The organism is Janthinobacterium sp. TB1-E2 (genome assembly GCF_036885605.1).
Lineage (GTDB): Bacteria > Pseudomonadota > Gammaproteobacteria > Burkholderiales > Burkholderiaceae_D > Janthinobacterium > Janthinobacterium aestuarii.
The window spans coordinates 299,622-314,330 of sequence record NZ_CP142523.1 but is presented as its reverse complement, the minus strand read 5'-3'; the positions used below and the strand labels follow the sequence as shown (position 1 = coordinate 314,330).

Sequence of the window (14,709 nt, the reverse complement as noted above, 5' to 3'; positions counted from 1 at the left end):
GGTGATGTCTTTCCTTTACGAGCCGGCTTTGGGCGCGGCGCGTTTTACTTCGTCCAGGGTATTGGCGACCGCTTGCACGGCCATGCCATCGGCCAGTTTCAGCTGGCCCGAAGCGACCACGCGCTGGCCCTCGCGCAAGCCGTCGAGGATGGCGATCCGGCCCCCTGCCCGCTCGCCCAGTTTCACGCCCACGCGCTTGACGGTGAGCGGCTGTTTTCCCTCCTGCTGCGCGACAAAGACCGTGTCGCCATACGCGCTGTAGGTCACGGCCGTTTCCGGTACCGTCAGCTGCTGGCCCGCCTCGCGCGCCACGCGCACGTTCGCGTACATTCCCGCCTTGAGCGCGCCGCGCGGATTGGCGAGCGCCGCTTGCACCTGCACCATGCGCGAACGGGCGATCAGCGGATCGATGGCGTTGATCTTGGCCGTGAAGATGTCATCGGGATAGGCGTCCACCAGCACTTGCACGGCCTGGCCTGGCGCCAGTTTCGCGCTGCTCTGTTCATCGAGGGCGAAGTTCACCATCAGCGACTGCGTGTCGATCAGGCTGGCCACCGTGTCGGCCGCGTTCAGGTACTGGCCCGCGTGCACCTTGCGGATGCCCAGCTGTCCGGCGAACGGCGCGCGGATGGTCTTTTGCGCGATCAGCGCCTCCGTCTGGCGCACGTCGCCCAGCGCCGCATCGCGCGCGGCCAGCGCACTATCGAGCTGTTCCTGCGTGGCTGCCTTTTCCTTGACCATCTGCGCGGTGCGCGCATGGCTGCTTTCCGCATTCTTCAGCTGCGCGCGCTGGCGCAGCAGGGCCGCCTGTTCCGGCGCATCATTGAGCTGCACCAGCACGGCGCCGGCCGCCACGCTTTGCCCCGATGCGAAGCGGATCTGCGTGATGCGCCCGCCCGTTTCGGCCGCCACCTGCACCTGGCGCGCCGCTTCCAGTTCGCCTACGCCAGCGAAGTAGCGCTCCTGCGTGCCCAGCACGACGGGCACCAGCGCCACCTTGGTGGCGGGGTAGGCGGCGGCATCGGCCGCATGCGCAGCGGCTTGTGATTCAGCGCGCGGATACAGTACGGCGCCCGCGACGGCCAGGGCGATGGCCAGCGCGCAGGCGCCGACGATTTTCGTATTCATGATGAAGTCCTTTACAACTGGGAAGAAGAGGCGCAGCGGAGGCTGATCAGGTCCGCTGCGCGTTGAAAAGAAAGAACAGGCCGATGGTCCACAGCAGCAGCACCAGGTGCGTCGTCTGCAAGCCTTCCTGTGCGATCCAGTAGCCGAACCACAGGCCGCCCAGGTGCATCAGCAGCAAAAAGGCGGCCATGGCGCACAGGGCCAGGTTCAGCCAGGGCAGCGCCTGCGTCAGCGAGGTGCCGAAGAACAGCGCCACGCCCGTCCAGGCGGCGATGGCGGCCAGCAGTTGCAAGGTCAGCACCACGCCCAGCGACAGCCGGTGCAAGGTCAAGGACGTGAGCGCGCGGCGCAGCAGCGGCGTCTGGATGGTCGGGTCCTGGCGCAGCGGGTCCATGCGCATGGTGTTGCCGATGGCCCAGACGGAGCCGTGGAAGGCGTGCAGGTTGTTGATGGCGGCCAAGGTCAGCCAGATGGCCAGGCCGGTAGCGAGGATGGCGTGAAACAGCCAGATCGAGTGCTGCAGCTGCATGGGATTCCCGTCCAAAGAGTGTCTTGCCGGCATGCGGACGTGGAAACTCCTCGACAGCGGGGAGCTACCGGCCTATTATGCAAGCAATTAGTTGGTTAACTGGCCCCATGATAGTTGAGCGAAATGAATTACACAAGTAAACGTTTGGATAATAGCGAAGCGCCGCAAACGACGGAGCGCATCCTGTATTTCATCAAGACCAAGGGACCCGTCTCCACGGCGACCCTGGCCAAGACCTTGGACATGACGGGCGAGGCGGCGCGCCAGCAAGTGCAAAAGCTGGTGGCGGCCGGCTTGATTGAAGGACGGCAGGAAGCGCAAGCGGGCGCCGGCCGGCCGCGCCAGAACTGGGTCTTGACGGAAGCGGGCAATGCGCGCTTTCCCGACACGCATGCGCAGCTGACGATCAAGCTGATCGGCTCGGTGCGCCAGCTGTTCGGCGAAGCGGGTCTGGACAAACTCATCACGCAGCGCGAAGAGGAGAGCCGCGGCGCATATGCGCTGGCGTGCTCGGCGCCGGACTTGCCCACGCGGCTGCGGCAACTGGCGGCCGTGCGCGACGAAGAGGGCTATATGGCGCGCGTGGAAGCGGACGGCGACGACTGGCTGCTGATCGAAGACCACTGCCCCATCTGCGCCGCCGCGCGCACCTGCCAGGGCTTTTGCCGCTCCGAATTGCAGCTGTTCCAGGAAGTGGTGGGGCCGCACGCCAGCATCGTGCGCGAGCAGCACGTGCTGGCCAATGCCATGCGCTGCGTGTACAGGATCCGGGCGCTGCCCTAGGCTTTCGGAAACAGCGGTCGGGCCAACAGCGCCACCAGCCCCGCCAGCCACCACACGACGGGCCAGTTGCTGGCCGCCAGCAAATGCGGGATGGCAATCGGTGTGAGGAACAAGCCCACGTAGACGGCCGTGTTCGCCATGCCCAGCGCCGTGCCCGCGTTGGCGCCGCCCGCTTCCGTGGCCAGCTCCGTGTAGGCCACGCCATGCCAGGCGGACACGGCGATGCCGGCCAGTACCACGGCGGCCATCAACAGCCAGCCCGGCGCATCGCACGCGGCGGCCATGCCCAGCAGCATGAACGTGGCCAGCGCCACCAGGGCCGAGCCGCGCAGGTAGGCGGGCCGGTTCGCATGGCGGTCCGTGTGGCGTCCGCTCCAGATGCGCATCACCATGGCGCCCACTTGCAAGGCCACCATCACGGCCGTGATTCCCGCCAGGCCCAGGTGGCCATGGTCGTGCAGGAACACGGTGGCATAGCTGAGCACGGCAAACTGCGGCACGCACAGCAAGCCGATGGCGGCCACCATGCGCCAGACCTTGCGGTTTTTCAGGGGCGATGTTGCCTGGTCTTTCATCAGGCCCGTGGGCGCGTTGTGCGGCCCCGTGGCGACCTCGGCAGAGAAATCGGGCTCATGCATCCAGCGCCACGTAAAAAACGCCGACAGGCCGCATACGAGGGCCAGGGCGCCAAATACGGGCATGAAGCCATAACGCGATGCCAGGCTGGGCAGGACGAGGGCGCCGAGGCCACCGCCGAACGGCACGGCCGTCTGGCGGATGCTCATGGCGAAACCCCGTTCGCCGGCGCCGAACCAGCGCATCACGGCGCGGCCACTGGCGCCATTCACGCTGCCGCCCAGCACGCCCACCAGCGCCAGCCCGGCCGCCAGCGCCCACAGGGGCGGCACGGCGCCGTCAGCGGGCGTGATCCACAACAGCAAGGTCAGCAAGGCCAGCATGGTGCCCAGCAAGCCGGTCAGCAGCACGGGGCGGTCGCCCCAGCGGTCGGTGGCCATGCCCCACGGCAATTCGGTCAGGGCCACGCCCAGACCCATGGCGCCCAGCGCCACCCCCAGTTCCGTATTGCTCAGGTGATAGCCGCTGCGCAGCCAGATGGCTGTGGTCGGCATGCCATTGGCGGCGGCGGAAAAGCTGGCATTGGCCGCCACGCCGACGGCCAGCACTTTCCAGCGGTGTGCATCGCCCAAGGCGGGCGTGGTGACGGGGACAGCAACAGGAACAGCTTGGCAATTGGTGCTCATGGCAGGGACAGGAAAGTGGTTGACCCTGACAGTGTTGCGCAGTACGATCATTCTGAATATCAGATAATTTACGTTAAACCATCCCATAAAACCGGACGATTGTATTGATGCCATGAGCTTGCTGAATTTCGACATCGCCTTTCTGCGCAGCTATGTGGCTGGCATCGAGCTGGGCAGCTTTGCCCGCGCGGCGGACAAGGTGGGGCGTTCCACCTCGGCCGTCAGCGCCCAGCTGAAAAAACTCGAGGAGCAGGCGGGCATGCCCCTGTTCCGCAAGGATGGGCGGGGACTGGCGCTGACGCCGGCCGGCGAAGTCTTGCTCGGCTATGCGCGCCGCCTGCTGGAACTCAACGACGAGGCGGCCGTCGCCTTGCGCGGCGCGGAACTGGAAGGCTGGATCAGGCTGGGCTTGCAGGAGGATTTTGGCGAAGCCTTGCTGCCTGACGTGCTGGGGCGTTTTGCCCGTGCGCATCCAAAAGTGCGGATCGAGGCGCACGTGGCGCGCAACACGGCCTTGATGGAAGGCCTGGCCATGGGGCAGCTCGACCTGGCCCTGCTGTGGGGCGGTGCGTGCATCGCCGACTTGGCCGAGTATCCGCCGCAGCAGCGCCAGCATATCGCCGAACCGGCCATGCGCTGGATCGCCTCGTCCAGCCTGGCCTGGCGGCCCGAATCGGGCGAGCCTTTGCCGCTCATTGCGTTTGACCGCGAATGCCTGTTCCAGCGCTGCGCCACGCAGGCGCTGGACCGGGCCGGCATCGCCTGGCGCACGGCGTTTACCAGTCCCAGCCTGGCGGGACTGTGGGCGGCGGCCGCAGCGGGGCTGGGCGTGACGGTGCGCACGGGCCTGGGCTTGCCGTCTTCCGTATGCGCGCTCGATCACGTGGCGGCCGGCTTGCCCGCCCTGCCCCCGCTGTCGCTGGAACTGCTGCGTGCGTCACAAGTGAGCAGGCCGCCCGTCGAGCGGCTGGCGGACCTGATCATCGAGTCGCTGCAGCAAGACGCGGCTTAGAACGACTGCGCCGTCGGGCGCAGCACGATTTCATTGATGCTCACGTCGTCCGGCTGCTCGATCGCATATGCGATGGCGTGCGCCACCGAAGCGGCGGGAATGGCGATCTCGTAGAACTCCTTGACGGCCTTGGCGCTCTCGGCGTGGCTGCTGCCCTCGCTCAATGGCGTGTCCACGGCGCCCGGCAAGATGGTGGTGGTGCGGATGGTGCCGCCGCTGGCCGCCAGCTCATGGCGCAAGCCTTCCGAAATGGCGCTGACGGCAAACTTGGTGCCGCTGTAGACGGTGCCGCCCGGACTGAAGACTTTTTGTCCCGCCACCGACGAGATATTGATGAAGTGGCCGCTGTTTTGCGCCTGGAAATACGGCAGGACGGCGGCGATGCCATTCAACACGCCTTTGATGTTGATATCGATCATGTTGTTCCACTCGTCGACTTGCAAGGCGCTCATCGGTGCGATGGCCATCAGCCCCGCATTGTTGATCAGCACGTCGACCTTGCCGAACACGGCCAGGGCCGTGTCGATCAAATTCTTGACGTCGGCAGGCACCGTGACGTCGGTCTGGGCGATGGCGGCCTGACCACCGGCCGCCGTGATTTCCTCGGCGATGGTGGTGAGCAAGTCCATGCGCCGTGCACCGAGCACGACGGAAGCGCCCAGCGCAGCCAGATGGCGCGCCGTGGCTTCGCCCAGGCCGCTGCTGGCGCCGGTGATGACAACGACTTTCCCTGCGATATGTAGACTCATGATGGATTCCCTGTGGAGGCAGCGGAGTGCTGCGGATGACATCGATCAATGCTGCCACAGCTTAGCGCATTTGCATCCTTTTTTGCTATAAAAAAGATAATTACTAAATGGTAATTGTTAGGCGCGAGCAATCAGCACTTGCACGGGCGCCATGGGAAAATCGCTGGCGCCGTATTGCTCCACTTGCTTCCAGCCCGTGTCGCGCAGCAGCTGCGCCAATTCACCGTGCCGTGTCACTGTGCGGCCCAGCATGCGCATCGGCAAGTAGTACGGCAGCACGCGCGCCGCGTCGCCCGGCGCCGGAGCGATTTCCGCCTGCACACAGATGAGTACGCCACCGGGTTTTAACGCCGCCTGCATCTTGCGCAAGGCAGCCGCCATGTCGGGCACGAAATGCAGCACGGACGAGCACCAGATCAGGTCGTAGCCGCTGCCGATATCGTCGCAGCCCAGGTCGCCACCGACCGTTTCCAGGCGGTCGGATAGTTGCGCATGGGCGATGTTGGCGGCCGCCACGGCCACCGTTTCCGGCCAGTCGAAAACGCAGCCGTGCAAGCCCGCATGGGCTTGCGCCAGCGCAATGGCAACCCAGCCCGGCCCGCCGCCCACGTCGAGCAGGCGCAAGGGCGTGTTGCCGTCCGCAAACGGGGCGATCCGCTGCATCACGGACAGGGCCGCGCGCATGGTGACGGCGCGTTGTTCCTGGCCAATTTGCTGCTGCGCGGCGGCGGCCCAGTTGATGCCATTGGCCGTGTTGTACGGCGCCGCCTTGCCGCCGTCGCGCACCAGCGTACTGAGCTGCGTGGCGAAGTGGCGCAGCGCATGCAGCTGGTACAGCCAGGCGTCGCCGCAAAAGGCCACGGAGTTGCGGCAGAAATACTGCAGGGTGGCGGACGTGCAGCGGTAGCGCTGGGCATCTGCATCGGCCCCGTCGCGCTCCAGCAGCTGCATGCTCCAGAGCAGTTCCAGCAGCAGCGCCGTGTGGGGCGCATGCAGCGACAGGGTGCCGGCCAGCTGCGCCGGCGTGTGCGGTGTGGCCAGTACATCGAAAATGCCCAGTTCCAGGGCGGCGGCCAGCCCGTCCGCCTGCACGGGCGCGACTGCCAGGTCCCAGTACGGTTGCAAAGTGTGTTGCGACGTGAACGGCATGGTGCTTCCTTTCGAGGAGGTGGGAATGGAAGCTATTTTATGCAACAATGAGAATAATTATCATTTGCGTTTGTATGCGGCACGGCGCATTTCGTATGCGCGACGGCGCGCAAGGACAGGGAGGAGCGATGAGGGAACAGGACAGGGAAGTGGCAGGCTGGACGCGGCGCCAGCTGGACCCGGGGATGGGCGAGTGCCGCGCCGACCAGCGCCAGGTCGATCAGGGCTTGCTGCTTGTGCATTCCGATTACCGCCCGCGGCTGGCGCTCGTCGAGCAATCGAAGCATGACGACGGGGGCGGCATGGTGATCACCATCGGCCTGGAAGGCGCGTCCGCCTACGTTACGCGCGATGGCGAACAGTTGCGTTTCCGGGGCGGCCATACGACGGTGACGGCGTTTCGCCACACGAGCGGCGAGCGCCGGTTCGAGGCGAATCAGCGGGCGGCGCAATTGCGCGTGCTGGTGGGGGAAGAAGCGCTGGCGCGCTACTGGCCGGAAGGCCTGGCGTCCCTGCTGCCCGACGGCGGCGCGCGCCAGCTGGCGCATGCGGCCACCACGGCGGCCTGCGCCCAGCACGCCCGCGCGCTGCTGCGCGCGACGGACCCGCTGGCCGTACATATCGGCGTGCTCAGCCTGCTGGCGGAACAGCTGCGGGCACTGCGGCCGGCGCCCTCTGCCGTGCCGCGCTGGTCCGAGACCGATATCGCCAGACTGGAACGCGTCCACGCGCTGATGCAGGAACAGATGGCGCAGGAACTCACGCTCGATTACCTGTGCGCGCAAGCGGGACTGAGCTTGTTCAAGCTCAAGCAGGGATGGCGCTACCGCTACAACGACAGCCCCCAGCGCACCCTGCTGGCGCTGCGCATGCAGCGGGCAAAGTTACTGCTGGAAAATGGTTGCCAGGTGGCGCAGGCGGGCTGGCAAACCGGCTATCGCCACCCGGCCAATTTCAGCGCCGCCTTCAGCCGCTATTTCGGCTACGCGCCGAAGACCGTGGCGCGCGCGAAGGGCTGAACAGCCGGTGTAGAATCGGCGGGCAGCACATACTCATACGACCCACAAGGAGACATGATGGCCCGCAAAATATTTGTCAATCTGCCCGTCCAGTCGCTGGAACGTTCCGTCGCGTTTTTCACGGCGCTGGGCTTCAGTTTCAATGCCCATTTCACGGATGAAACGGCGACGTGCATGATCGTTGCCGACGACATTTTCGTCATGCTGTTGACGCACGACAAATTCAAGCAATTTACGCCCAAGCAGCTGTGCGACACCAAGGTGGCGACGGAAGTGCTCGTGTGTTTGTCGGCAGAGAGCCGCGGCGAAGTCGATGAGCTGGTGGCGAAGGCCGTCCAGGCGGGCGGCAGCATCTACAAGGAGCCGATGGATTTCGGCTTCATGTACGGACATAGTTTCCAGGATCCGGATGGGCATCAGTGGGAGTTGATGTATATGGAACCTAATTCTGTCCCCCAATAGCATCGTAGGTCGGATTAGTGCGGCAGGGCCGCACGTAATCCGACAACATTGTTGGCCCGTGGCGGTGTCGGATTAGCGGCGGCACGCCGCGTAATCCGACATGATCCGCCTGCCCAGCTTAGGAAGCCAGCGCCAGCAAATCCACCACTTCCAGCCCGGCCAGATCCTGCGTCGTATTGCCCGCAAACGCGGCGCGGCTCGGCTGGCCGTTTTTCAGCCAGGTGCGCGTGACGGCCTTGATCTGGTCCAGGGTGCAATTGAGCACGCCGGTGCGGAATTGCTGGCGCACGGCTTCCGTCGTGCCACGCTGCTGCATGTTCCACGCCGTCAGCGCTTCCGCGTACGGCGAATGCGGCTTGTCGAGGCCCTTGATGACGCAGATGATGGCTTCTTCCACTTGTTCCTGCGAGAAATCGCCGTCGAGGATCTGATCGAGGGTCGTGCCGAAGTCGGCGAACGTGCCGGCCAGGCGCGGATCGCGGTAGGAACTCAATGTAAAGGTGCCGGCACCGGCCGCATAGCTGGCGCTACCGCCATACGCGCCGCCTTTTTCGCGCAGGGCCGTATGCAGCACCTGGTTGGTCATCAGTTCGGCGGCCACGGCCAGGGCGGAAGCGTCCGGATTGTGCACACCCGGCACGGCCCAGGAAACGAAGCAATGGTTGATCTGGCTCGTCGCATGCAGGGCCGTATTGGCCAGCGGCAAAGCGGCAGGTGCGACGGTTTCCGCCGGTGCGATGGCATCTGTGGTCGCTGCAGGCAATTCCAGCAAACGGGCCAGGGTGATGCCATCCTGTTCCAGGCCGGCGCACAGCACGGTCGGTTGCTGGGCGATGATGTGCGCGTGCAGCGTGTCGAGTTCACGCGCGATTTCCTGCAAGCCTGCCGACGTCTTGCTCAGCTGCTGCAAACGGCGGTAGAACGGCAAGGCTGCCGGGCCGCCGACGATGTCATCGAAGCGGCGCGTGGGCGACAGCGGCGCTGCCGAGGCCAGCATGGCGTAGCGGTTGCCCGATTCGGCCAGGCTGGAGAGTTTGTCTTGCACCAGGCTTTCGATCAGGAAAGCCAGGCGCTCTTCTTCATCGAAGCGGGGCTTGGCGATCCAGGCCGACAGCACGGCGGCGATCGCCGCATGTTCTTCGCGCAAGCCGCTGGCCGAGAACGACAGTTCCACGCGCATCGCTTGTTGCGGGCGGGGAATGGCTTCCAGGCCGATGTGGAACGAGGGCACCATGCTCTGGCGCCAGGCGCTGGCGTCGTCGAACGACATGTCGCCCACGCCCAGTTCCGGCGCCAGGTCCGTGTACAAACGCAGCCATGGCCACGACGCTTCCGGCAGATTCGACACGTCGTACAGCACGTTGGCATAGCTGATGCCGTTGGAAGCGATGCTGAATGCCACGGCGCCATCGACGGCGGCTGGAATCGGCAAGGCCGGGCGCGGCAAGGCGCTGACATCGCCAGGGCGGATGCGTGGCAAGACTTCGGAATTCGATGGCAGTTGCTGATGCGCTTCCAGCGCGGCGGACTCGGCCACGATGTGCTCGCGCTCGGCATCCGTCAGCGTCGCTTGCAGGGCCGCCAGCTTGGCGTCTTCCTGCGCGGCGCGGTCCGTGAAGTAGGCGCTGTCGGGCACCACGTGCGTCGTCAAGCGGGTCGGGTTGTCGATCAGCTCGCGCACCAGCTGCTGGAAGAAGGCCGGGTCGTCGATCTGCTGTTCCAGCGTTTCCAGAATTGCCGCATTGTCGAAGGCGTCCATCACGTCGCCGCCATACATGGCCAGCGGCAAGGCGTGCAGCAAGCGTCCCAGGCCGTAAGGCATGCGGCCGCTGCTGATTTCGCGCTGGCTGTACTTGATGTCGCGCAAGGCGGCGTGCAGCACGGCGGCGGGAATGCCCTCTTCCGCCGTCTCTTCCAGTGCCGTCCAGATGCGCTGGTGCGCGTCGGCGATCTGTTCCTGGGTCAAACCTTCCATGCCGATGTGGAACACCATCTGGCGGATACCCGCGTCGCGGCCATTCATGTCCGATGGACGGCCGTAGCCGGCCGATTCCATGGCGCGCATGACGGGCGCCGACGATTCACCGAGCAAGCCGTGCGACAGCAGATGCGCGTGGTAATAGGCGATGGGGTCGCTTGACTCGCCCATCAGCCAGGCGAATTGCAGGCCGAACTCATCGTCGCGCGCTTCCTGCGACGGAATCTTGACGATGTTTTCCTGCGGCGCGGCCCACGCGGGCGCCAGCTGCGGCAGGCGGCGTTCGGAAAAGCCGCTGAGTTTGGACAGCACGCGCTCGGCGACTTGTTCTTGCACGGCCGACGCTTCGATATTGCCGGCGGTCATGATCACGGCTTGCGAAGGGTGATAATGGCTGGCGTGGAATGCTTTCAGCATGTCATGCGTCAGCTCGGGGATGTCGAGCGGGTCGCCGCCCGATTCCACTTCATACGTCGTTCCTTTGAGCAAGGCACTGGCGATGCCGCTGTCGAGCGCGCGCATGGGGCTGTTGAAAGCGCCCTTCATTTCATTGAAGACGATGCCTTGATACACGAGCTTGTCGCCTTCGAATGCATGGCGCCAGCCTTCCTGGCGGAAATTCAGGTAATCGAGGTTCGGGAAGAAGGCCGCATCGAGGTACACGTCGAGCAGGTTGAAGAAATCCTTGCGGTCGGTGCTGGCGAACGGGTACACGGTGCGGTCCGCATAGGTCATCGCATTCATGAACGTGGCCGTCGAGCGGCGCAGCATCGAGAAGAACGGGTCGCGCACCGGGTAGCGCGACGAGCCGCACAAGGCCAGGTGTTCCAGGATGTGGGCGCGCCCGTCGCTTACTTCGGGCACAGTGGGAAAGGCCACCAGGAACACCATCTCAGCCTGCTCGGTATGCATGTGGATATGGCGCATGCCCGTTGCTGGCTCGACATATTGCTCGATGGTTGCCTGCAAGACTGGAATGAAGTTGCTGCTGACTTTTTCAAATGTGCTCATGCGGTATGGGATCTCTGCGGTAGGTGATTCGGAGTGTCGGTGGGGCTGCATCACATGTGGGGGCAAAGTGGCGCAATGCCAGGGCTGGGGGCCACTTTGATGCCAGTATGAAGTTTTTCCCTATTGTACTAGGAGTATCTGCGCGCCGCCGCCGACGCTTGCTTGTCGGGCGCAAAAGCAACAAGGTTGCCAAATCGGCTATTTTTGACAGCTGGCGCCCCGCAATGGAGGCTTAGCGTACCATGCGCCTTTTGCATTCCAGACTGAACCGAAGGCGCCTACCTTGTCCCGACTTTCCTTTCGCCAACTGTTATTTGCCGCCTTCATTTTGACGACGGGCATTTTGACGGCCACCTCCGTGCAAGCCCTGCTGACCCTCGAACACTTGGCGCGGCTGGGGCGCGAGACGGCGGCGCAGGCGATTGCCCTGACGGAACAGTCGCAGCGCCTGTCCGAGCGTACGCTGGCCATGGAGCGCAGCGCGCGCCAGTTCCTTGTGCTGGACGACCCCGTGTTCCGCGAGCGTTTCGCGGCGGCCCGCGACGAAGCGACGGCGGCGCTGCAAGTGCTGAACCGTGCCACGCCCGAGTTCGCTCCCCAGCTGGCCGACGAATGGACGGTGCAGGCGCAATCGGCCTGGGAAGTGTTACAGGCGGGCAAGCGCCGCAAGCGCGATGGCCACGCCGTCGTGTACCGCGCGTTTGCCCGCATGACGCAGATCAATGACAGCCTGGCGCGCGAAAGCAAGACGGAAATCGGCAGCCGCAACGACGCCCTGCTGGCCGAGCTGGAACGCCAGCGCCGCCTGCTGGGCGTGCTGGTGGGCGGCGCCGTGCTGCTGGCGGCCGTGCTGGCCACCTGCTTCGGCTTCCTGCTGTCGCGTCCGCTGCGCCGCATCGAGACGGCCATCGAGCGCCTCGGTGACAAGCGCTACGATCAACCCATCGTCGTCGGCGGCCCGGCCGACACGCGCCGCCTGGGCCAGCAGCTGGACTGGCTGCGCCAGCGCCTGGCCGACCTCGATGCCGACAAGGAACGTTTTCTGCGCCATATTTCGCATGAGCTGAAAACCCCGCTGGCGGCCCTGCGCGAAGGCGTGGCCTTGCTGGAAGACGAGGTGGCAGGCAAGCTCAGCGATAGCCAGCGCGAAATCGCCGGCATCCTGCAGCAAAACACGGCGTCCCTGCAAACCCAGATCGAGGACTTGCTGCGCTACAATACCGCCGCTTTTGACGCCCAGCACTTGGCGCACAGCAAGGTCGATTTGCTGGTCTTGCTGCAAGATGTGGTGGCCGGGCAGCGCCTGCAATGGCTGGCGCGCCGGTTGACGGTCGAGGTGCAGGGTGTATCCCTGATCGTGCAAGCCGACCGCGACAAGCTGGCGACAGCCCTGGCCAATTTGCTGTCGAACGCCGTGCGCTTCAGCCCGGAAGGCGGCACCGTGCGGTTTGCCCTGTCTTGCAAAGGCGGCCGCGTGCGCATCGACTGCATCGACGAGGGCGCCGGCGTGGCGCCCGAGGATGCCGCGCGTATTTTTGAACCGTTTTACCAGGGAGTGCGCCAGGCGGCCGGCGCGCGTAACGGCAATGGCATCGGCCTGTCCATCGTGCGCGAATATATCGCCGCCCACGATGGCAGCGTCACTCTTTTACCGCGCCCCGCCGGCGCGCATTTTCGGATAGAACTGCCCTTATGATGACGAGAATTTCCCTGGCCGCCATGGCCGCCTGCGCATTGCTGTTGGGCGCTTGCGCCGCCAAGCCCCCCGTCCAGACGCCCGTGCTCGTGCAAACGCCGCCGCGCGTCGTGGTGGTGGCCGATCCCCAGCTGACCGAACTGCTCGCGTATCAAAGCGCCTTGCGCCTGATGACGCCGTCGGAACTGGTAAAAGCGCAACTGGACCTGGCGAAAGCCGACCATGCGCCGCACAACACGCTACGCCGCGCCATGCTGCAAGCGGCTTTGCGCGGTCCTGGCGACCTGGCCCGCGCGCAAGCCTCGCTGGAACCGCTGGCCACGGCCACGGGCAAGGATGCGCAACTGCTGGCGCCGCTGGCGCAATTGCTGGGCAGCCAATATGCGGAACTGCGCCGCCAGGAAGAGAGCATCGACAAGCTCAACACGCAGTTGCGCGACGCCCAGCGCCGCATCGACTTGCTCAATGAAAAACTCGAAGCGTTAAAGAATATCGAGCGCAGCCTGTCCGTGCGCCCTGCCGCGGGAGCGCCGAAATGAGCGAGCATGCCCACATCTTGTTGGTCGATGACGATCCCGACCTGCTGCGCCTGTTGACCATCCGCCTGAAGGCGGGCAATTATCGGGTCACGGCCGTGGGCAGCGCGGAAGCGGCGCTGGCGCGCCTGGCCGTGGAATTGCCGGCTTTGGTCATTACCGACGTGCAATTGCCGGGCCGCGACGGCCTGGCCCTGTTCGATGAAATCCGCCGCCAGCATTCGGCCCTGCCCGTCATCCTGCTGACTGCCCACGGCACGATTCCCGACGCCGTCGACGCGACGGCGCGCGGCGCGTTTGCCTATCTGACGAAACCGTTCGATGGCAAGCTGCTGATGGAAAAAGTGGCGTATGCCATCAACTTGTCCACCGTCATGCCGGCACAAGCGTCCGGCGACGAGAGCTGGCGCGCCGAGCTGATCAGCCGCAGTTCGCAGATGGCCGAGCTGCTGGCCGAAGCCAAGCTGGTGGCCGGGTCCGACGCCAGCATCCTGATACGCGGCCCCAGCGGCACGGGCAAGGAATTGCTGGCGCGCGCCCTGCACAACGCCAGCCGCCGCGCCAAGGCGCCATTCATCGCCGTCAACTGCGGCGCCATTCCCGAGCAGCTGCTGGAATCGGAACTGTTCGGCCACGTGAAGGGATCGTTTACGGGCGCCGTCGGCAACCGCGAAGGTTTGTTCCAGGCGGCCGATGGCGGCACCCTGTTTTTGGATGAGATCGGCGACATGCCCTTGCCGCTGCAGGTGAAACTGCTGAGGGTGCTGCAGGAGCGGGCCGTGCGCCCCGTCGGCGCCGACCAGACGCGTCCGGTGGACGTGCGCTTGCTGTCGGCCACGCACCGCGACCTCGACGTGGCGATGGCCGAGGGGCAATTCCGCGAAGACCTGTATTACCGGCTCAACGTGGTGACCTTGACCTTGCCGCCGCTGGCCGAGCGTCGCGAAGACATCGCCCTGCTGGCGAACCATTTCCTGCAGAAACTGGCAGCCAAGTATCAAAAACCGTTGAACGGCTTCGCGCCCGATGCCTTGACTGCCCTGGTGGCCGCGCCATGGCCCGGCAATGTGCGCCAGCTGGTCAATGTCGTCGAGCAAGTGTGCGCGCTGGCCACGGCGCCGCTGGTGCCCTTGTCCCTGGTGCAGCGTGCGCTGCGCGTGCCGTCCCTGGAAGCGCTCAGCTACAACGAAGCCAAGCAGCGCTTCGAGCGCGACTACCTGATTCAGCTGCTGCGCCTGACGGACGGCAACGTGGCCGACGCGGCCCGCCTGGCCGACCGCAACCGCACGGAGTTCTACCGCTTATTGCAGAAATATGAGCTGACGCCGGCCCTGTTCCGGGCCGATGGCGACCCTGTCGCTGAATAGCGACAAAAATAAAGCGTTAAAAATCAGG

Annotated in this window: 13 protein-coding genes; 7 read left to right on the top strand and 6 right to left on the bottom strand. The window is 65.1% G+C overall.

Annotated elements, in window-relative coordinates; genetic code table 11:
- Window positions 1–15: 15 nt before the first annotated feature.
- Complete coding sequence (locus tag OPV09_RS01330; RefSeq protein WP_338680247.1) at window positions 16–1,128, bottom strand: efflux RND transporter periplasmic adaptor subunit; 1,113 nt, start codon at window positions 1,126–1,128, stop codon at window positions 16–18.
- Window positions 1,129–1,174: 46 nt separating this feature from the next.
- Complete coding sequence (locus OPV09_RS01325) at window positions 1,175–1,657, bottom strand: DUF2165 family protein (protein ID WP_072456087.1); 483 nt, start codon at window positions 1,655–1,657, stop codon at window positions 1,175–1,177.
- Between the two features lie 123 nt (window positions 1,658–1,780).
- Between OPV09_RS01325 and OPV09_RS01320 the strand changes: the two genes are divergently transcribed.
- Window positions 1,781–2,440 carry a helix-turn-helix transcriptional regulator gene (locus tag OPV09_RS01320; RefSeq protein ID WP_072456243.1) on the top strand — a complete coding sequence of 220 codons (660 nt, stop codon included), beginning with the start codon at window positions 1,781–1,783 and terminating at the stop codon, window positions 2,438–2,440.
- On the opposite strand, the gene OPV09_RS01315 is transcribed toward OPV09_RS01320, so the two are convergent.
- The gene (locus OPV09_RS01315; RefSeq protein WP_072456245.1) at window positions 2,437–3,702 is read right to left on the bottom strand and encodes an MFS transporter; all 1,266 of its coding nucleotides are present in this window, start codon (window positions 3,700–3,702) and stop codon (window positions 2,437–2,439) included. The two genes, OPV09_RS01320 and OPV09_RS01315, sit on opposite strands and share 4 nt — an antisense overlap.
- Window positions 3,703–3,814: 112 nt before the next feature.
- On the opposite strand from OPV09_RS01315, the gene OPV09_RS01310 reads away from it, so the two are divergent.
- Entirely contained in the window at window positions 3,815–4,714 is a 900-nt protein-coding gene (locus OPV09_RS01310) for a LysR substrate-binding domain-containing protein (RefSeq protein ID WP_338680246.1), read from the top strand.
- Here OPV09_RS01310 and OPV09_RS01305 read toward each other — a convergent pair.
- The gene (locus OPV09_RS01305) at window positions 4,711–5,463 is read right to left on the bottom strand and encodes an SDR family oxidoreductase (RefSeq protein WP_338680245.1); all 753 of its coding nucleotides are present in this window, start codon (window positions 5,461–5,463) and stop codon (window positions 4,711–4,713) included. The two genes, OPV09_RS01310 and OPV09_RS01305, sit on opposite strands and share 4 nt — an antisense overlap.
- 117 nt (window positions 5,464–5,580) lie before the next feature.
- The gene (locus OPV09_RS01300; protein WP_338680244.1) at window positions 5,581–6,612 is read right to left on the bottom strand and encodes a methyltransferase domain-containing protein; all 1,032 of its coding nucleotides are present in this window, start codon (window positions 6,610–6,612) and stop codon (window positions 5,581–5,583) included.
- Between the two features lie 128 nt (window positions 6,613–6,740).
- Between OPV09_RS01300 and OPV09_RS01295 the strand changes: the two genes are divergently transcribed.
- Together OPV09_RS01295 and OPV09_RS01290 are read left to right on the top strand one after the other, a co-directional pair.
- Window positions 6,741–7,631 carry an AraC family transcriptional regulator gene (locus tag OPV09_RS01295; protein WP_338680243.1) on the top strand — a complete coding sequence of 297 codons (891 nt, stop codon included), beginning with the start codon at window positions 6,741–6,743 and terminating at the stop codon, window positions 7,629–7,631.
- Window positions 7,632–7,688: 57 nt separating this feature from the next.
- The gene (locus tag OPV09_RS01290) at window positions 7,689–8,093 is read left to right on the top strand and encodes a VOC family protein (RefSeq protein ID WP_139092102.1); all 405 of its coding nucleotides are present in this window, start codon (window positions 7,689–7,691) and stop codon (window positions 8,091–8,093) included.
- Window positions 8,094–8,211: 118 nt separating this feature from the next.
- Here the strand turns inward: OPV09_RS01290 and OPV09_RS01285 are convergent, their stop codons facing one another.
- A complete protein-coding gene (locus OPV09_RS01285; RefSeq protein ID WP_338680240.1) occupies window positions 8,212–11,082 on the bottom strand; it encodes an insulinase family protein in 2,871 nt (956 codons plus the stop codon).
- Window positions 11,083–11,365: 283 nt separating this feature from the next.
- On the opposite strand from OPV09_RS01285, the gene OPV09_RS01280 reads away from it, so the two are divergent.
- Genes OPV09_RS01280 through OPV09_RS01270 form a run of 3 tightly spaced genes read left to right on the top strand, consistent with a single transcriptional unit; the run spans window position 11,366 to window position 14,681 of the window.
- Window positions 11,366–12,778: a HAMP domain-containing sensor histidine kinase gene (locus tag OPV09_RS01280; protein ID WP_034752553.1), complete on the top strand. Its 1,413-nt coding sequence runs from the start codon at window positions 11,366–11,368 to the stop codon at window positions 12,776–12,778.
- Window positions 12,775–13,317 (top strand): hypothetical protein, encoded by a 543-nt coding sequence (locus OPV09_RS01275; protein ID WP_034752550.1) that lies wholly within the window; start codon window positions 12,775–12,777, stop codon window positions 13,315–13,317. Before OPV09_RS01280 ends, OPV09_RS01275 begins: the two co-directional genes overlap by 4 nt.
- Window positions 13,314–14,681 (top strand): sigma 54-interacting transcriptional regulator, encoded by a 1,368-nt coding sequence (locus OPV09_RS01270; RefSeq protein WP_034752548.1) that lies wholly within the window; start codon window positions 13,314–13,316, stop codon window positions 14,679–14,681. The genes OPV09_RS01275 and OPV09_RS01270 overlap by 4 nt, the downstream gene beginning before the upstream one ends.
- Window positions 14,682–14,709 lie beyond the last annotated feature (28 nt).